This is a genomic window from Streptosporangium sp. LJ11 (assembly GCF_051918945.1).
Taxonomy (GTDB): Bacteria; Actinomycetota; Actinomycetes; order Streptosporangiales; family Streptosporangiaceae; genus Streptosporangium.
On the sequence record NZ_JBPXMB010000001.1, the window covers coordinates 372015 to 389317 of the forward strand.

General features: G+C 64.5%; 5 protein-coding genes. 1 reads left to right on the forward strand and 4 read right to left on the reverse strand.

The window, feature by feature from the left end; translation table 11 throughout:
* Nucleotides 1-38 precede the first annotated feature (38 nt).
* Genes ACTOQ3_RS01760 through ACTOQ3_RS01770 form a run of 3 tightly spaced genes read right to left on the reverse strand, consistent with a single transcriptional unit; the run spans nucleotide 39 to nucleotide 12003 of the window.
* The gene (locus ACTOQ3_RS01760) at nucleotides 39-4085 is read right to left on the reverse strand and encodes an Eco57I restriction-modification methylase domain-containing protein (RefSeq protein ID WP_440081593.1); all 4047 of its coding nucleotides are present in this window, start codon (nucleotides 4083-4085) and stop codon (nucleotides 39-41) included.
* Nucleotides 4082-6904 carry a helicase-related protein gene (locus ACTOQ3_RS01765; RefSeq protein WP_440081595.1) on the reverse strand — a complete coding sequence of 941 codons (2823 nt, stop codon included), beginning with the start codon at nucleotides 6902-6904 and terminating at the stop codon, nucleotides 4082-4084. Before ACTOQ3_RS01765 ends, ACTOQ3_RS01760 begins: the two co-directional genes overlap by 4 nt.
* On the reverse strand, nucleotides 6901-12003 hold the full coding sequence (locus tag ACTOQ3_RS01770; RefSeq protein ID WP_440081596.1) for a DEAD/DEAH box helicase: 5103 nt from the start codon (nucleotides 12001-12003) through the stop codon (nucleotides 6901-6903). The genes ACTOQ3_RS01765 and ACTOQ3_RS01770 overlap by 4 nt, the downstream gene beginning before the upstream one ends.
* A gap of 263 nt (nucleotides 12004-12266) precedes the next feature.
* Between ACTOQ3_RS01770 and ACTOQ3_RS01775 the strand changes: the two genes are divergently transcribed.
* Nucleotides 12267-14363 (forward strand): UvrD-helicase domain-containing protein, encoded by a 2097-nt coding sequence (locus ACTOQ3_RS01775; RefSeq protein ID WP_440081597.1) that lies wholly within the window; start codon nucleotides 12267-12269, stop codon nucleotides 14361-14363.
* A 48-nt stretch (nucleotides 14364-14411) separates the two neighbouring features.
* Here ACTOQ3_RS01775 and ACTOQ3_RS01780 read toward each other — a convergent pair whose 3' ends face one another.
* Entirely contained in the window at nucleotides 14412-16925 is a 2514-nt protein-coding gene (locus tag ACTOQ3_RS01780; RefSeq protein ID WP_440081598.1) for a GmrSD restriction endonuclease domain-containing protein, read from the reverse strand.
* Nucleotides 16926-17303: the final 378 nt, after the last annotated feature.

Sequence of the window (17303 nt, forward strand, 5' to 3'; positions counted from 1 at the left end):
CTAGCGTGTAGAGTTCAGGGCATCTTTTTGCAAAAGTATTATTTTTCTAATTTGGAATTCTCGGGATGGCGCAAGCCATTTCCAGGAGGCGGATCGATCATGGTCTGGTAGGGCTGATGTCTATCAATAGCGACTTGCATAGAATCATAAATTTTTAAGATCAATTCCTTCGTTCGATACTCGCCGTACTTTGCTTCATCCTTGCGTCTAACGGTTGGAAAGGTCTCCATGATGTATTCCACGTCAACCCGCTTAATTTCGTACAAGTGGAAGAATGCCGCGTCCAATTCTGCGCGAAGCAGCACTCGCCGCTCCTCGTCCCAAATGAAAGGCGCACCGTCATACTCAAGCTCCTTTGCGAAATCTTCTAAAATCCACCCAGTGTAAGTTAACTCGATGAATCGAGAGAGTATCCATTTCTGAAGAGTCAATGACTTTTGCCACGGAGAAGAACTAAAAAATGTTTCAGGTTTGGGGATAGGTAACTGTTCAGACGTTCCTTGAGGAACAGAAGGCTGCGACAAAGCATTACGTAGACAGTAGTCATAAACAAACGTATTATAAACAACCCCGAGAATGCCGAGATCTTCGGCAGTCGGACCCGCAGAAATTATCCATCCATATGAAGCGGCGCTCCACGGCAAAATTGCGGCAATCGCTGTTCGTTCGTCTGTGCTTCTAGCAACACGGCGATGCCCTAACAGAGCAGTCTTACATTCGAATGTCCGGCGTTTCATTCTTTCCTGAAAAACGGCTTCGCTGACCCAATACCTCGGCATAGAAGCCTTTTGTGGCAAAAAATGATTGACCGACTGCAGGTCAGTATCTCCCATTCCGAAAAACTCTGCCGAACGATGATCAAATTTGTTTCCCATTTTGCCCTCGTGAAGCGGAAGGAGACGTTCCAATCCTTTAACAAGAACATTTCCTTCGAGCTGCCAGCCATCGCGTTCCATAGACTCTAGCGTTTCACCATCCCGTTCGCTGGGCCTAAAAAGGCTAGAGTCATTCGACATATGGAACATCGTCATGAGCGAAACCTTCCATTGATTCCCGCTCTTTTCTGTTGGGCGTATAAAAACAGGAACTCGGCGATAGATTCCGATAGTGATCTCAGCATCGCGACGAGTTCGAAAAACTGGACATGTTCCTGTATTGGGATTCAGTAATGTGATCTCTTCTGGTGTCAGCTCAAATCGCTTACCCTCATCAGCCAACTGAGTTGAATCATGCAAGAAGAATGCAAACTCGGCTCGATCGACTCCGCCCTCGCCTCCAGTAACGGTGAGCAGGCTGAACTTGTAGCTCCGATGTACACGCGCGAAGATCCCTCTAGCATTTTCAAAATCATAAAGCGAAGCTAGGGATTTCTTAATCACAAGGTCTTTGAAGAAATACTGGGTTGTAGCATCGGTAGCGATGCCTGTTGGAACGATCACACCGAGGCGGCCTCGAGGATGAAGTACAGTCCGGTTATTTTCTGCGAATATTGCGTAGGTGTTGACATCACCCGTAGCAGTTAGCGGATAACGCGCAGAAGCACGCAAATAATGACTCTCTCCCTCCGCTCGACGCTTGGCATCGATAAATTCCCGATAAAGCACCTTCCCATCAGCTGACGTCGCTAGAGCCTTGATAAGGCTATCTCGGGAAGCCTTGTTTCCTGCAGTGGCGATTTCCTCGTTGCGAGCAGCGAAGAATTCTTTTTCAGAAAGCTTTACCTTCTCCCACGGCGGGTTACCAAGCACGCACGAGAATCCCCCACCCCAGCCAGTCGCTGGATTTATGTCGTTCCCTGACTCGCCGACACGGAATATCTCAGGGAACTCCAAATGCCAGTGGAAAAAGCGATACTGCTCGGCGAGCTTTGCTAGTTCTTTGTCTACCAACTCGGGTAGATTTCCACCATTACTCAAGTGCCGGACTGTAGAACTGGTTATGGCATCAGGAGCGGCAGCGTTCTTATACCAGACGAAGGCAGCACACCAGGCATCAGCCGTACGACGTGCCTGAGCAAGGGATTCAGAGGTATCGAACTCACGAAAACGACGCTCCTGCTCACGGACATCGGTAACGCGAAAAACTTGCATAGAGGCGAGAGATAGAATTTTCTCAGCAAACTCCCGATTCCCGATCCGCTTTCCCCCGTCATCAAAAAGCGTGTTCTGGCCGGCAAGCTCCTTGGCATTCTGCTTTTTCAGCGAGCCAACAATAGTCTTATCGTCACCTTCAATTGCCTTGAAAGCTGCGTCTGGAACGCCCTTCGCTAAAAGTGCCGGAGTGGTACCGAGTAGGGCGTTTCCGACCTTAATATGAGCATCAAGAAAGGCCAATGGCTTACCGGGCTCTAAGGACTCTATCCAGAGGGAAATTTTGGCCAGTTCGGCAGCTAAAGGTTGAATATCTACTCCGTAGATACATTTTGCGACGACCTTATGCATCGCCGCGCGAATTGCTGACAGCACCGGCTCATCCTCGCCAGTAAGCAAGGCGGCGTACCGCTTAGCTATCCGGCGGGCAGCGGCAACCAGGAAATGCCCAGAACCACAAGCTGGGTCACAGACAGTGATCTTCAGGAGATCATCGGGGTTGCCAAACTTAGCGTGCTCTTCGATTATCGGTTCAAGAGCAGTATCGAGCAATGACTCAATCAACGAATTCGGCGTATAGTACGAGCCAGTGGTCTTGCGTTCGTTGCCGGAGATCTTATCTTTTAACTTGAATCGTTGAGTCGCTATATCAACGTAAGGAACGAATTCCAATAGCGACTCATAGATACTGCCAAGCTCCTCAGCGCCTAGGTGTTGGAAGTCGACATCACGTGGACGACCATCTTTGTCCCAAACTGTACACATCTTCTGAATCCCGGCCAGCAGTGCCTTATTTGGCAGATCGCACCAGAGAAGCTGATCTGGCTGCGGCTCGTCGGTTAAAACTTGGGTGACTGTAGCTGCACGAAAGAAGAGGCCGCCGAGACCGGGCAAGGCTAAAGCAGGTAGACCTTCATCGTCGCCGAGCGCCTTGATTACTGTAGTTACCGTCTTCCACAGGTCGGTGTGCCGGTCACCGGAACGGCGGGCTGCAAGGCTGCGTAGCCGACGGCTAGAGAAGTACGTCGTGTAGCGGTCCTTGGCGGCCTGTGGTGCCGCAGGATCGAACAGTGCGCTTCGATCCTCTGCGACGAAGATGAAGATAAGCTGGTATGCAAGGCGGAGCAGCTCATGGCGAAATTCTTCGCGATCCAGTTTGCCTGATTCGATTTGATCACAGAGCTTAGGGTTGGCAATGAGGAAGCCCGTGCCTATGGCTTCAAGAGCTTCCTTCACCCCGTCGCGCATCTGTTCTCGGGCCTTTAGACCAGTTTCAGCGGCGAAGACGCGCCATTTCTCCAGCCAGCAGTCCGCGCAGGTGGGAACGGATTCGCCGCCGGAGATCAGCTCGAAACGGGAGGCGTGCAGCAGCGTGTAAAGCAGCACGAAGTCCGAGTAGAGCTCGCCGTCGAAAATGGCTTCTAGGTCGAACTCGACGTAAGCCGCGCCAACCAGGGTGGTGGAGTCGCGCAGGATGCGCAGTTGCCGCCCATTAGAGAGCACGCCCCACAGGTGATTGTCGGAGAGGTTGAGAAACTCCTGGAGCATCGACTGCGGAACCCGCTTGGTCGCCGCCTTGCCGGGGGTGCCCTTGTCCAACTCGGTGTTCCAGCCGAGCAGGTGCATCGGCACGCTGTGCCACAGGTGGGAGACGGGAAACTCCTTCTCCCCCGCCTTCAGGCCGCCCCGGACGTACGGCACATGCCCGAAGCCCAGCTCGCCGAGGAGCACCTGCAGCCAGCGTTCCCTGGTGGGGGTGGTGGCGGCGTCGCCGTCCGGCAATTTGTCCACCCGGTCGCGGAACGCTCGATAGGCGCCGAGCAGATACTCCCAACGACGGCTGGCCGCGTCGCCCAGCCGCTCCGAGGCGGCCAGGTGGTAGTCCTCGGGGCGGATGCCGGGAAGCTCGCGGTCGGCGGCGCCGATCCGGGAGAGCACGTCCTGCGGGATCAGACCGCCCTCGACCTTGACAGCCAGGTAGGCGAACTTCTTCATCGGGCACCGCCGGTCGGGAGGTAGACGTAGACACCGAGCACGTCGGTCTCGGGGTTGGCGGTCACCTTGAGTCCTCTCACTCTCTCGCCGATCGCGCCGCGGACCCGCTGGTGGGATTCGGCGAGCCTGGCGGCGAGGGCCTCTCCTCGGACACGCAGGTCGTCGTCGAGGACAGGGATCTCGTCGGCGACGCGCTGTGCGGTGCGGTCGATGAGCTGCCGCAGGACGTTCTCTGGCCGGGAGGTCAGCACCTCCGACACCTCGGCGTCGCTCAGCCACTCGCGCCCGTCTTCGGCGGCCCGGTAGCCGAGCACCTGGGCGTCCTCGGCGATGAGGGTGCGCGTCCCGGCCCGGCCGGGCAGCGTCACGTGGAAGCGGTAGCGGACCAAGAGCACCGTGGTGCGGGTGCGGACCACGTCGGTGCGGACGACGCCGAAGCGGCCGGCCGGTCCCTCCGCGTCGAGCGCAGAGTCCAGGACCGTCCGGGCCAGGTCGCGGATCATGGGGTCGGTCCGTACCAGGGCGTGGCTGCCGGGTGGTGCCGGGATGTCCGGATGGAAGTTCAGCTCCGGGGCCTTTCCGTTGAAGCTGAGACCGAGGGCGTGCCGTACCGAGATCGGCAGTTGCCGGGTGTCGGCGGCGAAGCCCTCCGCCCGGTTGTCGATGATCGCGCCGAAGCCGGAGAGCGCGTCGCGGGCGAACCGCGCGACGTCGTCGGAGCTGCCCAGGGCGGCGCGGATCTCGGCGACCTCGCGTTCGACCTCGTCGAGCTTGACGCCGGAGTGGGCGTACTTGGTGAGCGCCTTGGACTCGCGGTCGGCGGCGCTCTCCCAGGCCCGGTGGATCTGGTCGCGGGTCCTGGTGACGCCGTAGTCCAGGTCGAGCTGGTCCTGGTCGTTGTCGCCGCGGATCAGCAGGCCCTCGATCAGTGCTTTGATCACGTCGTCTCCACCGCTGGGGACGGGGACGGCGACACCGGTCTGCTTGGCGATGGCGCGGTGCTTGCGGATCAGCACGTTGAGCACCACGCCGTCGATGCCGTTGTCCAAGCCGTACATGGTGACGGCACGGACGATCTGCTTGCGCTGGCCGAACCGGTCGACCCGGCCCTCCCGCTGTTCGTGCCGGGTGGGGTTCCAGGCCAGGTCGTAGTGGACGACCGCCTGGAAGTGCTCCTGCAGGTTGACGCCCTCGGACAGGCAGTCGGTGGCGACCAGCACGTGCCGGCCGGGTTCGGCGCCGAGGGCGTCGATGGCCTCGATGCGGGCCTCCGGGGGGAGGCGCCCGGTGACGTGGCGGACGTGCGCCTTCTTGCCGAGGGCCTTGGCCAGGTGCTCGGCGACGTACTCGGCGGTGGGGATGAACCGGCAGAAGACGATCGGGTCGTAGCCGTCGGCGAGCAGCGACTTGACCTCGTCGATGAGCGCCGCGAGCTTGGCGTCCTCCGAGGGGCCCTCGATCGCGGCGAAGGCCGACGCCAACCGCCTGAGCTGCTTGGCCTCCGCCGATGTCTCGTCGTCCTCGGCAAGGCCGCCGGCCGCCGCGTCGATGCCCTCCAGTGCCTCGTCGTCGGTGAGGTCGAGCACGCTGGAGCGTCCCAGCTCGTCGGCCTCCCGGTCGGTCTCGGCTCGGATGGTGGCCGACCGGGTGACGAGCGTGGCGGCGGCGGCCCTCGGGGAGGAGGCGACGGAGCGCAGCATCGCGAGGGCCGACCACCACGACACCCGCTGACGCAGCCCGCTGCCCGGCTTGCGGACCGTCTCGCGGGCGTAGTCGAGGACCTTGCGGGCGAGCCTGCCGTACTCGCCGGTCAGCGCGTAGGAGACGTCGCGGATGTGCCGGTCCTGCGGGAAAGGTGTCTCCTGGTGGTAGGGGGAGTCCTCGCGGAGGAACTTGCGGATGTCGCGGCGGCGGCGCTGTACGAAGTGCGTGGCCAAGTGCTCGCGACCTTTCACGCTCTCCAGGTCGACGTTGCGCAGCGTGGGGTCGAGCAGGGCGATGAGGTCGCGGAAGGCGTCCTCCTTGCCGCTGTGCGGGGTGGCGGTGACCAAGATGAGGTGCCGTCCGGGATCGGCGGCGACCTGCTCCAGCAGCCGGTAGCGGAGCTGGCTCTGCCTGCCGGTCGATCCGGCCGACACGCAGGTGTGGGCCTCGTCGACGATGACCAGGTCCGGGCAGGTGCGGACGAACTGCTGATAGCGGCGGTCGGTCTTGATGAATTCGGTGGAGACCACGGTGTACCGGTGCTTGTCGAAGATCGTCTCGTCATGGCGGAGTTCGCGCTCCAGCCGGTTGGCAGTGGAGCGCAGGACCAGGGTCGCCTCGATGGCGAACTTGTCGCGCAGCTCGTCGCGCCACTGCTCGGCCAGAGCCGGGGAGCAGAGTACGGTCAAGCCGGTGGCCTCGCCGCGCTCCAGCAGTTCCTTGGCGATCAGGCCGGACTCGATGGTCTTGCCAATGCCTACGTCATCGCCGATCAGCAGCCGTACGGTCTCCATGCGCAGTGCGAGCAGCAGCGGGACGAGCTGGTACTGGCGCGGACTGACCGCGATGGAGGCCAACGAGCGGAACGGCCCGGCGCCGGAGGTGAAGCCGATGCGCAGCGCGGTCCGGAGCAGTCCAGCGGCGACGCTGTCGGCGACCTCCTCGGGCCTGGGTGGCGGGAAGGTCGCCTCGGTGACCTCGTCGGCGAACAGGCATGCCTCGAAGTCGGTGTCACCGTTGAGCGGCCGGGCGAGCAGGAAATCGTCGCCGCTGCCGGGCTGGACGACCCATTCGCGGCCCCGGGCGGCTACCAGGGCGCCGACGTCGTAGCTCATCGGGTGCCCCGTCCGGTGCCGAAGACGCTCGGGTACCTGCGCACGATCTCGCCCCACTCCTCGTCGTGTCGGAATCTGATGACCAGCCAGCCCAGATCCATGAGCCGGTCCTCGGCCCGCATGTCGCGCTCGGTGACGTACGCGTCGTCGTGATGAGGTCCGTCGACGAAGACGGCGACGTTCCCGGCCTTGGTTCGGTAGACGAAGTCCGGCTTCGCCCTAGCGTCGGACAGGAGCTCCTGGGCTCCGTCGGGGAGGCGGTAGTCGCCCTCCCGCAGGAAGCCGACGAAGCGGCGTTCCAGCTCGCTGCCAGCGGAGTCGCTGAGAGCGTCCAGCTGGTCCTCCACGGAGGCGTGGCCACCGCTTCGCTCGGTGACCGCGGCCGCCAGCTCCCGTAGCAGGTCCACCACCGCGAGCCTGTCGATCGCCCTGTGCCAGAGCTGGTTGCCGTAGGAGAGCAGGCAGTCGTAGCAACCTCGCTCGCACCGCTCCTTGGCGTTGGGGGCGTGGTCGAGGTCCTCGCCGCTGTCCGGGTCGATGTGAATGATCTCCAGTGCCCTGCGGGCCACCTGCCGCAACGCCTCTGGTTCGTCGTGCAGCCTGCGCAGCACGCCGGCACCGCCCTCGGCACTCTCGATGAACAGCATCCGCCCGCGCCCCGCCGGGTCGGGAAGGGGTTCGCTGGTCAGCTCGGCGTCCTCAAGCTGGAACTCGGCCTCGATGCCGCGCTCCAGCGCGTAGCGGAGGGTGGTGGCCACGGTCTCCGGCACCTGCCCGGCGAGCCGAATCACACAGATGTTCTTACGGTCCTCGACGAACGGGACGACCTTCAGGACGCGCTGTGCCTCCTCGGTCGACGTCAGCCCCTGGTCTTCCGGAGTGCGCTCGGTGGCCTTGGACTCGCTGAGCCATCGGCCGCGGACCGGGTCCAGCCAGAAGCCGACGTCGTTGCGGTTGCGGCGCCCCTTACCACCCTTGTTGATGATCCGGACGGTGGCGGTGTCGCCGTACACCAGCTCGGCCAGCGATCCGCCCGTCCCCCGCACATCGGCCTGGAGCCGGCCGGAACGGGTGCCGTGCGTGCTGAACCGGTAGCTGGTGACGAGCTCGAACCCGGCGCGGCGCCTTTCCTCCTCGTCGGAGGAGATGCGCTCGCGGCGGACGGTGTGCACGGTCTGCAGGTGCATCAGGCCGGCGAGGGAGCCGCCCAGCTCGGCGTCGCACTCATCGCAGTTGTCCACCCCTGCCTCGCGGGTGTGCCAGTAGCCGCATCCGGCACAGATCCGGGCCTCTGCGGTGGCCACGTCGCCGGACTCCCCGGCCGGGACCTGGATGCTGGCCACCTGGTAGCGCTGTCCCTCGTGGTAGATCAGCGCGCCGGGGCCGAACTCGCCGATCGCGATGAACCGGGGACGCTGCACATAGCTGCCGCGCTGTCTGCGGCCGGGGATGTAGGCGGCGAGCGGGAGCCGGGGGAAGGAGTAACCGGGCAGGAAGCCCTCGGAGGCGAAGTAGCGGTAGGTGTAGAAGTCGCTGAACTGCTGCTCGGTGTCCTCGTTCTTGAGCAGCCGGATCTGGTTCTCCGCCTGCATCCGGCGCCCCTGCGCTCGCTTCCGGGCGTCGGGCGTGGAGGCGTGATCCAGGACGCGGCGGTTCTGCTCGGCCTGCTCGGCGATCGCCGCGCGGTACAGGTCGCGCCACCGGCCGCAGGCGGCGTCGAAGCGTTCGGCCGCGCCCCGCACCTTCCGCTCCACCCAGTTCTCGTCCCACCAGGTGGTCTGCTCCAGGTTCTCGGTCTTGGCGATGGTGTCGAGCATGCGCCGCGCGCGCGGTACGGCCCTGCGTACCGCGTGGTCGTCGGCGAGCTGGAGCCGGAGATTCTTCCGGACGGGGAGTGTGTCGAGCTGGGCGATGTCGAGCACCTCGGTCATCTGGCTGTACAGGTCCGCGCCCGTCTCGGCCAGCCAGATGGCGTGGACGTGGGAGAGCACGAGGTCCTCGTTGGTCAGGTCGAGCCGGGGCGGCTGCACGCTCCCGGCGACCATCAGGTGGCTGCGCCGGAAGTAGTACTGGTCGTGCGGGCTGCCGGTAGAGCAGTAGGTGGTGATGAGCGCCGGCTGGCCACTCCGGCCCGCGCGGCCGGAGCGCTGCGCGTAGTTGGCCGGGGTCGGCGGCACGTTGCGCATCGCCACCGTGTTCAGGGTGGCGATGTCGACACCGAGTTCCATCGTGGGCGAGCAGTAGAGCAGCGGGAGTTTCCCCTCGCGGAACAGCTGCTCGCGCTCCTGGCGGTCCTGTGCCCGTACCTGGGCAGTGTGCTCGGCGGCGTGAATGCCGGCGAAGCGGGTGGCGACCTCCGCGTACAGATCCTTGAAGAACTCGCTGATCCGGGTGCCGACCTCCGGGTCGACGGTCTTCCTGAGCGGGTCGGGGGCGCCGGTCCTGCCGTTTCCGGCCCGCCAGATCAGCTCGGACGACTTCAGGCGGTAGCCCTTCGCCCCGTCGCGTCCCTCCTGGACCTCGGTGAGCAGGCCGTACTTCTCCAGTGCCCAGAGCAGATCGACGATGATCTCCTGTGCGTCGTCGACAGTCAGCCGGTGCGGGTGGTTCGGGAACATCCCCGCCCGGCGGAGGTAGTTGCCGAGCGCGGAGCGGCCGGTGAAGTTGACCCGGTCACGGCTCTCCCCCGGACGTCCCGGTCGGGCGAAGACAGTACGGGCGCTGTCACGGCCGCCGCCCTCGGGGAGCGCCCACACCCCGGTGAGGTTCTGGCCGCTCTGCTTCTGGATCCGCTCGTATCCCTCGGGAGTGAGCTCCTCCACCTCGACGGCGAGCGCCCGCCGCATCTCGTCCAGCACGATGCGGGCCAGATCCGCGCGGTGGGCCGGATCTCCGGTCCGCAGCGCCGGGTGCGTCCTCTCCCAGTACTCGGTGTCGGCGGCGATGTCGTCCAGCGCCACGTAGTCGAAGCGCAGCAGGCCGGTCTGCTCCAGGTTCGGCATGGTGATCCGCCAGCCGCGCTCCAGGTCAAGGTAGATCAGATAGGAGAGGACACCGCGGAGTGCCTTGAGCACCGCCTCCTTCTGACCGAACTTCACCTCGGGGTTCTGGGCGAAGGCGGCCAGCGGCAACTCCATGGCTCTGGCCACCCGCTGGGCCACCTCGTCATGGCGCAGCCCATCCTCGCCCGCGGCCCGCGCCGCCCGGTACAGCGCGCCGCGAAGCTGAGTCACCTGGACGAAGTCGTTCAGGTGACCCGCCTGCAGGCTGGCGTCCTGCCGGTTGTCGACGAAGGTGAGCAGCTTGCGGGCCTCGTCGTCGAGCTGCCCCTTCTCGTTCTGCTCGCGGAGACTGCGCACCACGCTCGTGCTGATGATCGACACCGCCGAACTGCGGCCCTCGGTCGCGAAGGTGGCCAGCTTGGCGAAGTCCCGGCCTCGGGTCTGCTCGTACGCCGCCCGGCAGCGCAGGCAGAAGCGGAACGGCGAGGGCAGGTACCAGGCCTGGATTCCCTCGCCGGTGGGGACCTCGGAACCGCCGGGGCCGAGCCACACCTCGCGAGGAAGCCTGTCGCTCAGCGACGGGCGTACCTGCGTGCGACCGTCGGCGTCCGGCTCCAGCCAGGAGTCGGGCAACCGGCCCTCCCCCACCGGATCGGCCGGCCAGGGGTGCCCGCTGCTGAGATAGAGGTATCCGTTGACCGCGTCGCCGCCGGCGACGTTCGCCTCCTGGCGGGCGCTGTAGCGACCGCCCTTCTCCCTGGCCACGACGAGGTAGTCCTGGCCGCACTCCCGGCAGAAGGCCTGCGGCAGCAGGATCTTCTCCCGCTGTCCCGGGACGCTGACCTGGTACTGGCTGGTGATGTACCGGACGTCCTCGGGCTCCAGGCTGACGTAGGTGGTGTCTCCCTTGGAGAGGAACTGGTGCAGCCGGAACGCGAACAGCGGCCTACCGGTTTCGGGGTGCGGGGCTCGCGCCCCTTCCTGCAGGAGGCGTTCGATCGCCGCCGTGCACTCTTCCCGCTCCTGGCCCGTGATCGCGTGGAGTTCCCCGGCGACGTCCGCGACCTTGGCCGGGTGGCGGCGGATCAACCGGGTGCTCTCCGGTTCGGCTTCGAGTCCGAACTCCGACTCGATCCAGGTGGCCAGCGGATCGTCGACCAGTTTCTGGTACGAGCGATCGCCACCGGCCGCCGCCATGCTCGCGACGAGCTCGGCGGAGGTGGGGACACCGTCTCGGGTGGCACGGACGAGCGTCTCGCCGATCACCCGGTCGGAGGTGACCTCGGTGCCGAACAGGCGGGTGGCGACGCCGGCCACCACCTGCCGCGTCCGCTCGAAGGAGGTGCCGGTCGCCATCGTCGCCGAGGTGCCCACGCACTGCAGGTTCGGCGCGGCGCACGCGTCGCGCAGCCGGCGGACCAGCAGTGCCACGTCGGCTCCCTGACGCCCCCGGTAGGTGTGCAGTTCGTCCAGCACCAGGAAGCGCAGGCCCTGGGCCGCGCCGATCAGGTTGCGGCGCTCCTCCGGCCGGGTGAGCAGGTATTCCAGCATCACGTAGTTGGTGAGCAGGATGTCGGGCTTGCGGGCCAGAATACGGTTGCGCTTCTCCAGGTCTTCCTGCCCGGTGTAGCGCTCGAAACTGACCGGCCGCGCGTCCTTGGGGAGCCCCCATTCGAGAAAGCGCTCCAGCTCGTGGAGCTGGCTGTTGGCCAGCGCATTCATCGGATAGACGACGATCGCCTTGACCCGTCCCGGTTCGGGGTCGCGCAGGATGGAATCGACGATCGGCACCATGTAGGAGAGGCTCTTACCGGAGCCTGTTCCGGTAGTCAGGACGTAGCTGCCGCCGTCGCGGGCGGCCTCGACCGCCTCGCGCTGGTGACGGTGGAGGGAGAGAGGCCGGCTTCCTGGATCGTTCCCATCCGTCTTGATCCTGAAGAGCTGCTCGCACATCGGGTGCAGCATCTCCGCAGTGACCAGCTCGGAGATCGTGCCACCGGCGGCGAAGCTGGGGTTCAGGGAGACCCACGGGTGCGGCCACCGGACCCGCGCCGCCTGCTCGTCTTTCAGGTGCCGGGCGATCCGTTCGTCGCGCACGTGCACAAGCGAGGTAGTAAAACGGTCATAGTCGGCAATAAGTCGCTCATGGACCTGAAAGACATCCATTTATGGACAGGTACCCCTTTTAGGACAGCGTCCGAAATGACCGATTGACTGACCGGAAACCGAGTACTTCCGCAGCTTTTCCGGATGAGCTCCCGATTTAACCACCTGATGGGGCAGAAATGAACCTCGGTTTATCGTGCGCCTCATACCGGTACGATCACGTCGGCGGCAGCGAGAACCCCGGGAGATGATGCATGGCGAGACTCGGCGTCCACCGCGACTTCTTCCGGACCTTCCTCAAGCTCGAAAAACCGGTTCAGGATCAGACCATCGAGGTGTTCTCGAAATTCCAGCGGGCGACCCACGCTGGGCTGCACCTGGAGCCGGTGGCCAAGGCCCGCGACCCTCGGATGCACACGATCCGCATCACCCTTTTCTGGCGAGGCGTCGTGCTCGCCCCCGATCGGGGCGGCCTGTACGTGCTGCTCAACGTGCTGCCGCACGATGACGCCTATGACTGGGCCAAACGACGCCGTGCCACGGTGAACGCCGCCACCGGCGCCGTCGAGCTGCGCGACCTCGTCACGCTGGAGGAGCGGGCGGCGTCGGTCACTCCCACGGCCACGCCCGCGACTCCGCTTTTCGGCCACGTCAACGACGCCGACCTGACACGTCTCGGCATCGACGCCCAGGTGCTCGCGTTCGCCCGTACGTTCAACAGCGAGGACCAGCTCGACGGGGCGCAGGCGTTCTTCCCGAAGCAGCAACACGACGTGCTGGTCGGCCTGGCGTCCGGTATGACCCCCGACGAGGTTTGGACGAGTCTGCCCGCCCCCTCCGCCGAGGTCGTGGGATTCGACCCCGAGGACATCACCGCCGCCGTCGAACGCTCACCCGGACAGGTGCTGCTGGTCAACGGACCCGACGAGCTGATGGACGCGTTCACCAAGCCCTTCGCCCTCTGGCGCGTCTATCTGCACCCCTCCCAGCGCGACTCCGCCTCCGGCTCCTTCAGCGGACCGGCGCGGGTGACGGGCGGTCCTGGAACGGGAAAGACCGTCGTCGCCCTGCATCGCGCCAGGCACCTCGCCTCGCGGGTGAGTGATGAGAAGTCCGTCCTGGTCACCACCTTCGTCCGGACGCTGCCCTCCACCATGGAGGACGCCCTGCGGCAACTCACCGACGGCGATGGCATCCTGATGAACCGGATCGAGGTCCGGCACATCGACGGCGTGGCCTACCGGATCGTCACCGGCGGCACGGGCGGTCTCGCCGTACTGCGTTCCGAGGACGAGAAGGCACGCTGGGCGAAGGTGGCCCGGAGCATCGGCCTCCCCTCGCGCTTCGACGAGGCATTCCTCTCCCACGAATGGCGACAGGTGATCCTCACCCAGGGCATCGTCTCCCTGGAGGAATACCAACGGGCATCGCGGCCGGGGCGGGGAAGGGCGCTCGGCCAGCTACAGAGGACGCAAATCTGGGCTGCCGTCACAGCGTTCACCGACGCGCTGCGTGCGGACGGGGTGTGGACCTACGAGACCATCTGCCTTGAGGCGACCCGGCTCGTGGAGGACGGCGAGCACAGGCCATACCGGCACGTCATCGTGGACGAGGCGCAGGACCTCAGCCCCTGGCACTGGCGTCTGCTCCGGGCCGCGACCGCCCGTGGCCGCGACGATCTGTTCCTCGCCGGCGACACCCATCAGCGGATCTACGACTACCGGGTGTCCCTGAAGAAGCTGGGCATCGACATCGCGGGCAGATCCACTCGGCTCAGGATCAACTACCGGACGACCGCGGAGATCCTGCGCTGGAGTCTCGGCTTGCTTCACGGGGAACGGATCGACGACATGAACGGCGACCTCGACACGCTCGCCGGATACCGGTCGGACGTCCACGGCGCCGATCCTCGGCTGAGCGGCTTCGCCACCCAGCAAGACGAGTTGGCGGGGCTGGTCGAAACCGTCGGTCAGTGGCTCGGCCAGGGAGTCGCACCCGGTCAGATCGGCGTGGCGGCGCGCTCCAACATGCTCGCCGACCAGGCCGTCGCCAAGCTCAAGGCCGCGAACATCCCGGTCACCGCGCTAGCCAAAAGGCACACCGACCACGAGGTGGGAGTGGGCACCATGCACCGGATGAAGGGGATGGAGTTCCGGTGCATCGCGGTCATCGGCGTCGGGGAACACTCGGTTCCTCCCACCTCCGCCATCACGTCCGCCGAGGAGGACCTGATCGCCCACCAGCAGGATCTGCAGAAGGAACGCTGCCTGCTCTTCGTGGCCGCCACCCGCGCCCGCGAGGAGCTCACCATCTCCTGGCACGGTTCCCCCAGCACGTTCCTGCCCGCCTGATCGGCGTGTCCCCCGGGGCGCGGACCGGAGGACACGCGGGCTCGGCGACTACTCGCCCTTGGTCACGGTCTGGGCGAACCAGTCGAGCGAGGAGACCACGACATCCCAGACGGATTCGTTGACCAGCAGCACCGTCTTGAAAGAGGGGTACAACTCGATCTTCGCCGCGGGCAGTTCGATGCCCGGAGCGTCGTTGAGATTCCTGCGGAGTTGATCACGGAGGATCGGGTCGTCGAACGGCGGCCGCCGCTTCAGCGTGCCGAACGGGACTTCGACGGTGTCGGCGTAAAAGCGGATCATCGCCAACGTCTTGCCGTCCCGCTTGATGACCGGCGCGCACGAGCTGCCCGCGGACCGGCCGAACTGGATCTCACCACCGCGGGCCCGCCACCAGTCGAGCAGCCGGGTGACCGCCCCGGCCGCCTGCGGCCCGCTCCCCTCGCCCAGCTGCTCGAAGAAACGGCGCTCGTACTCCTCCAGGTCTCCCTGGTCACCGGGGAGCAGCTCGGCCTCGCTGATGTCCAGCGCGGCGGGAAGTCCCAGCAGTTCGGCGAGCTCCCGAGCGGAGATCAACTGGGTCCGGTCCGCCTTGTCGGCCTGGTCGAACTTGATTCCCTCGGCTCGGAGCACCTCGTGAACGTCCCGCTCGTCATCCTCGTCCGCCCAGCCGAAGCCCTTGGACACCTGGCCCGACGCGTTCAGCACCCGATGCGCGTTGAGCAGGCTGGTCTTGGCCAGGTGAGCACCCACCGGGACCGCGTGCGAGCCGATCAGCTCGGCGAGGTCCCCGTAGGTTGTCCAGGTGCCGGCCGGGAGCGCGGCGAGCGCCGCGTGCAGCAGCGTCCAGTCGCGGGACGGCCCCACCGGGCCGCTGTCCAGCGGGCCGGGCCAGATCTCGATCGCCCGGGTGGCGAGCCGTTCCGCGCGGGCCTCGATCTCCGCCTTTCCCCATCGCTCCTGTTTGGCGATCTCCTGGTTCATGACGACTCCGCTGCGCGTGAAGAAGTCACGCTTCCTCGCGAAGGACATGTTGCCCAGCTCGGAGTTGTAGCCGCTGAGGGTGAGGTTGCCCAGGGTGTGCACCAGCTCCTTGTGCAGCCGGTCCGCCTCTCCCTCGGTGGCGAGGGTCTCAAGCCAGTCGGGCGTCGGGCTCTGCGGCAACACATGCTCGATGGTGATCTTCTTGTCGGAGAGGTCCACCCGCTCCTTGGGGTCGTAGGTCTCCTCCAACCGGCGGAGCACGAGCTTCTGCTGCGCGGTGCGTCCCTGCCAGTAGAAGGCCTTACTGCGAATGTCGGCACGGAACTGTTCGTCCGAGGACCAGTACAGCCTCGCCGCCGACAGTTCGGTACGCAGAACATCTGCCACCTGCCGCTCGCCCGTCAGCTGACGGGTGAGCCGCATGAAGATCTTGTTCAGGTTGCCGGACGTGACGCCTGAGATCAGCCGCCGGATCAGAAAGCTCTCGATGTAGCTCAGCGCCTCGCAGACCTCCTCGTCGGTGCAGTCTCCGCTGTCACGGAGCTCCAGCAGTCGCATGATGACGGGGTACGCGGTGCTGCCCTTCCACTCGTTGAGGAAGCGCAACCGCCTCTCGATCTCCGTGTCGCCTTTTGGTTCGAGGATGTGCTGAAGATAGCGGGAGCGGCGAGAGAGCTCCTTCACGTACTCCTCGACGCGTTCCTCGACCTTTCCCCTGTCCACGGTCACGGCCCGCAGAAGCTCCTGGTGGCCTCGGTAGGCGTCGTTGTACTGGGCCTCGTCACCCCGGTCGAGAATCAGGGTGAGATACATCAGCTGATCCAGTGCCTTGTGACCGAGGAGTCTTTGCATCGGCAGCCAGTAGGTGTCGTGAACATACTGCCCCTTTTTCGGCAGATGCATGAAGACGTAGTTACGGATCAGGTCCACCTGGCTGAGCCGCATACCGGTGTTGTTGATGGATTCGAAGATCCGGAAGGCGTTGTCGTCGTCCTCCACGACGATCTGCACGAGGTTCAGCCGGTTGAGAACCACGCTCTCGACCCGGGCGATGTCATGGGGATCGGCCGGATCGTCGACCTCGACCAGCTTGGTGCGGAAGAACTGGTAGGCGCTCGCGATCCGGCTGTCCGTCTCCCCCATGGGCAGCCCCTCGACACAGGCCCTGAAGGTAGAGCGGTCGACCTGGGTGGGCAGCAGACGATATCTGAGATTTCCCGGCTTGAACTTGTTGATCAGGTGGGTCTCGTTGATGCGCTCACGGTGCATCGGGTCCTCGGCGGCCTGGTGGTCGCGCAACGCGCACAGCGCCACCATCAGTGTCGTCAACCGCTGCTGGCCGTCGACGACCAGCCACTGGTAGTTGCCCGGTGAATTCTCCGGACCGGGAGCCAGCACGACCGATCCCAGGAAGTGGGTGTTGTCCTTGCCCTGTTCGATCTGGTCGACCTGCAACTCGATGTCCGCCCACAGCTTGGCGAGCTGCTCGCGCTCCCAGGAGTAGGGCCGCTGGTACAGCGGGATCATCAGCTGCTGCTCGCCACCGATAAGACCCCGGAGCGTCGTCTCATTGGCCTTCATGCCACCTCCATGGAACGTTCCTTCGACAGGAATCACGATCTTTACACGACAAGGGGTTTCAGTAGAGGTGATCTTTAAAGAACGTCTCGCGAGCAAACCTGTTCACGAACGCCTTCAACGTAAACCCTAGGCCCGACAGATCCTCTATCCAGGAAAACTTCGACTCTCAAACAGGATTAATAGCTAACAAAGCCGCAAATATACGCGATTCTACGGATTGCGAAAGGCGGTCAGAGCTTGTCTTCCACCCCGCGCAAGCGCACGCAGACATTCGCGACCTGGCGTATCAGGCTTGGTCCGGAGCCGGCGCAGGGACCGCCATACGCGTGATGGATTCGAGGAAGACGATTCAGGGAAAACGGTCGGGCTCGCCGCGTT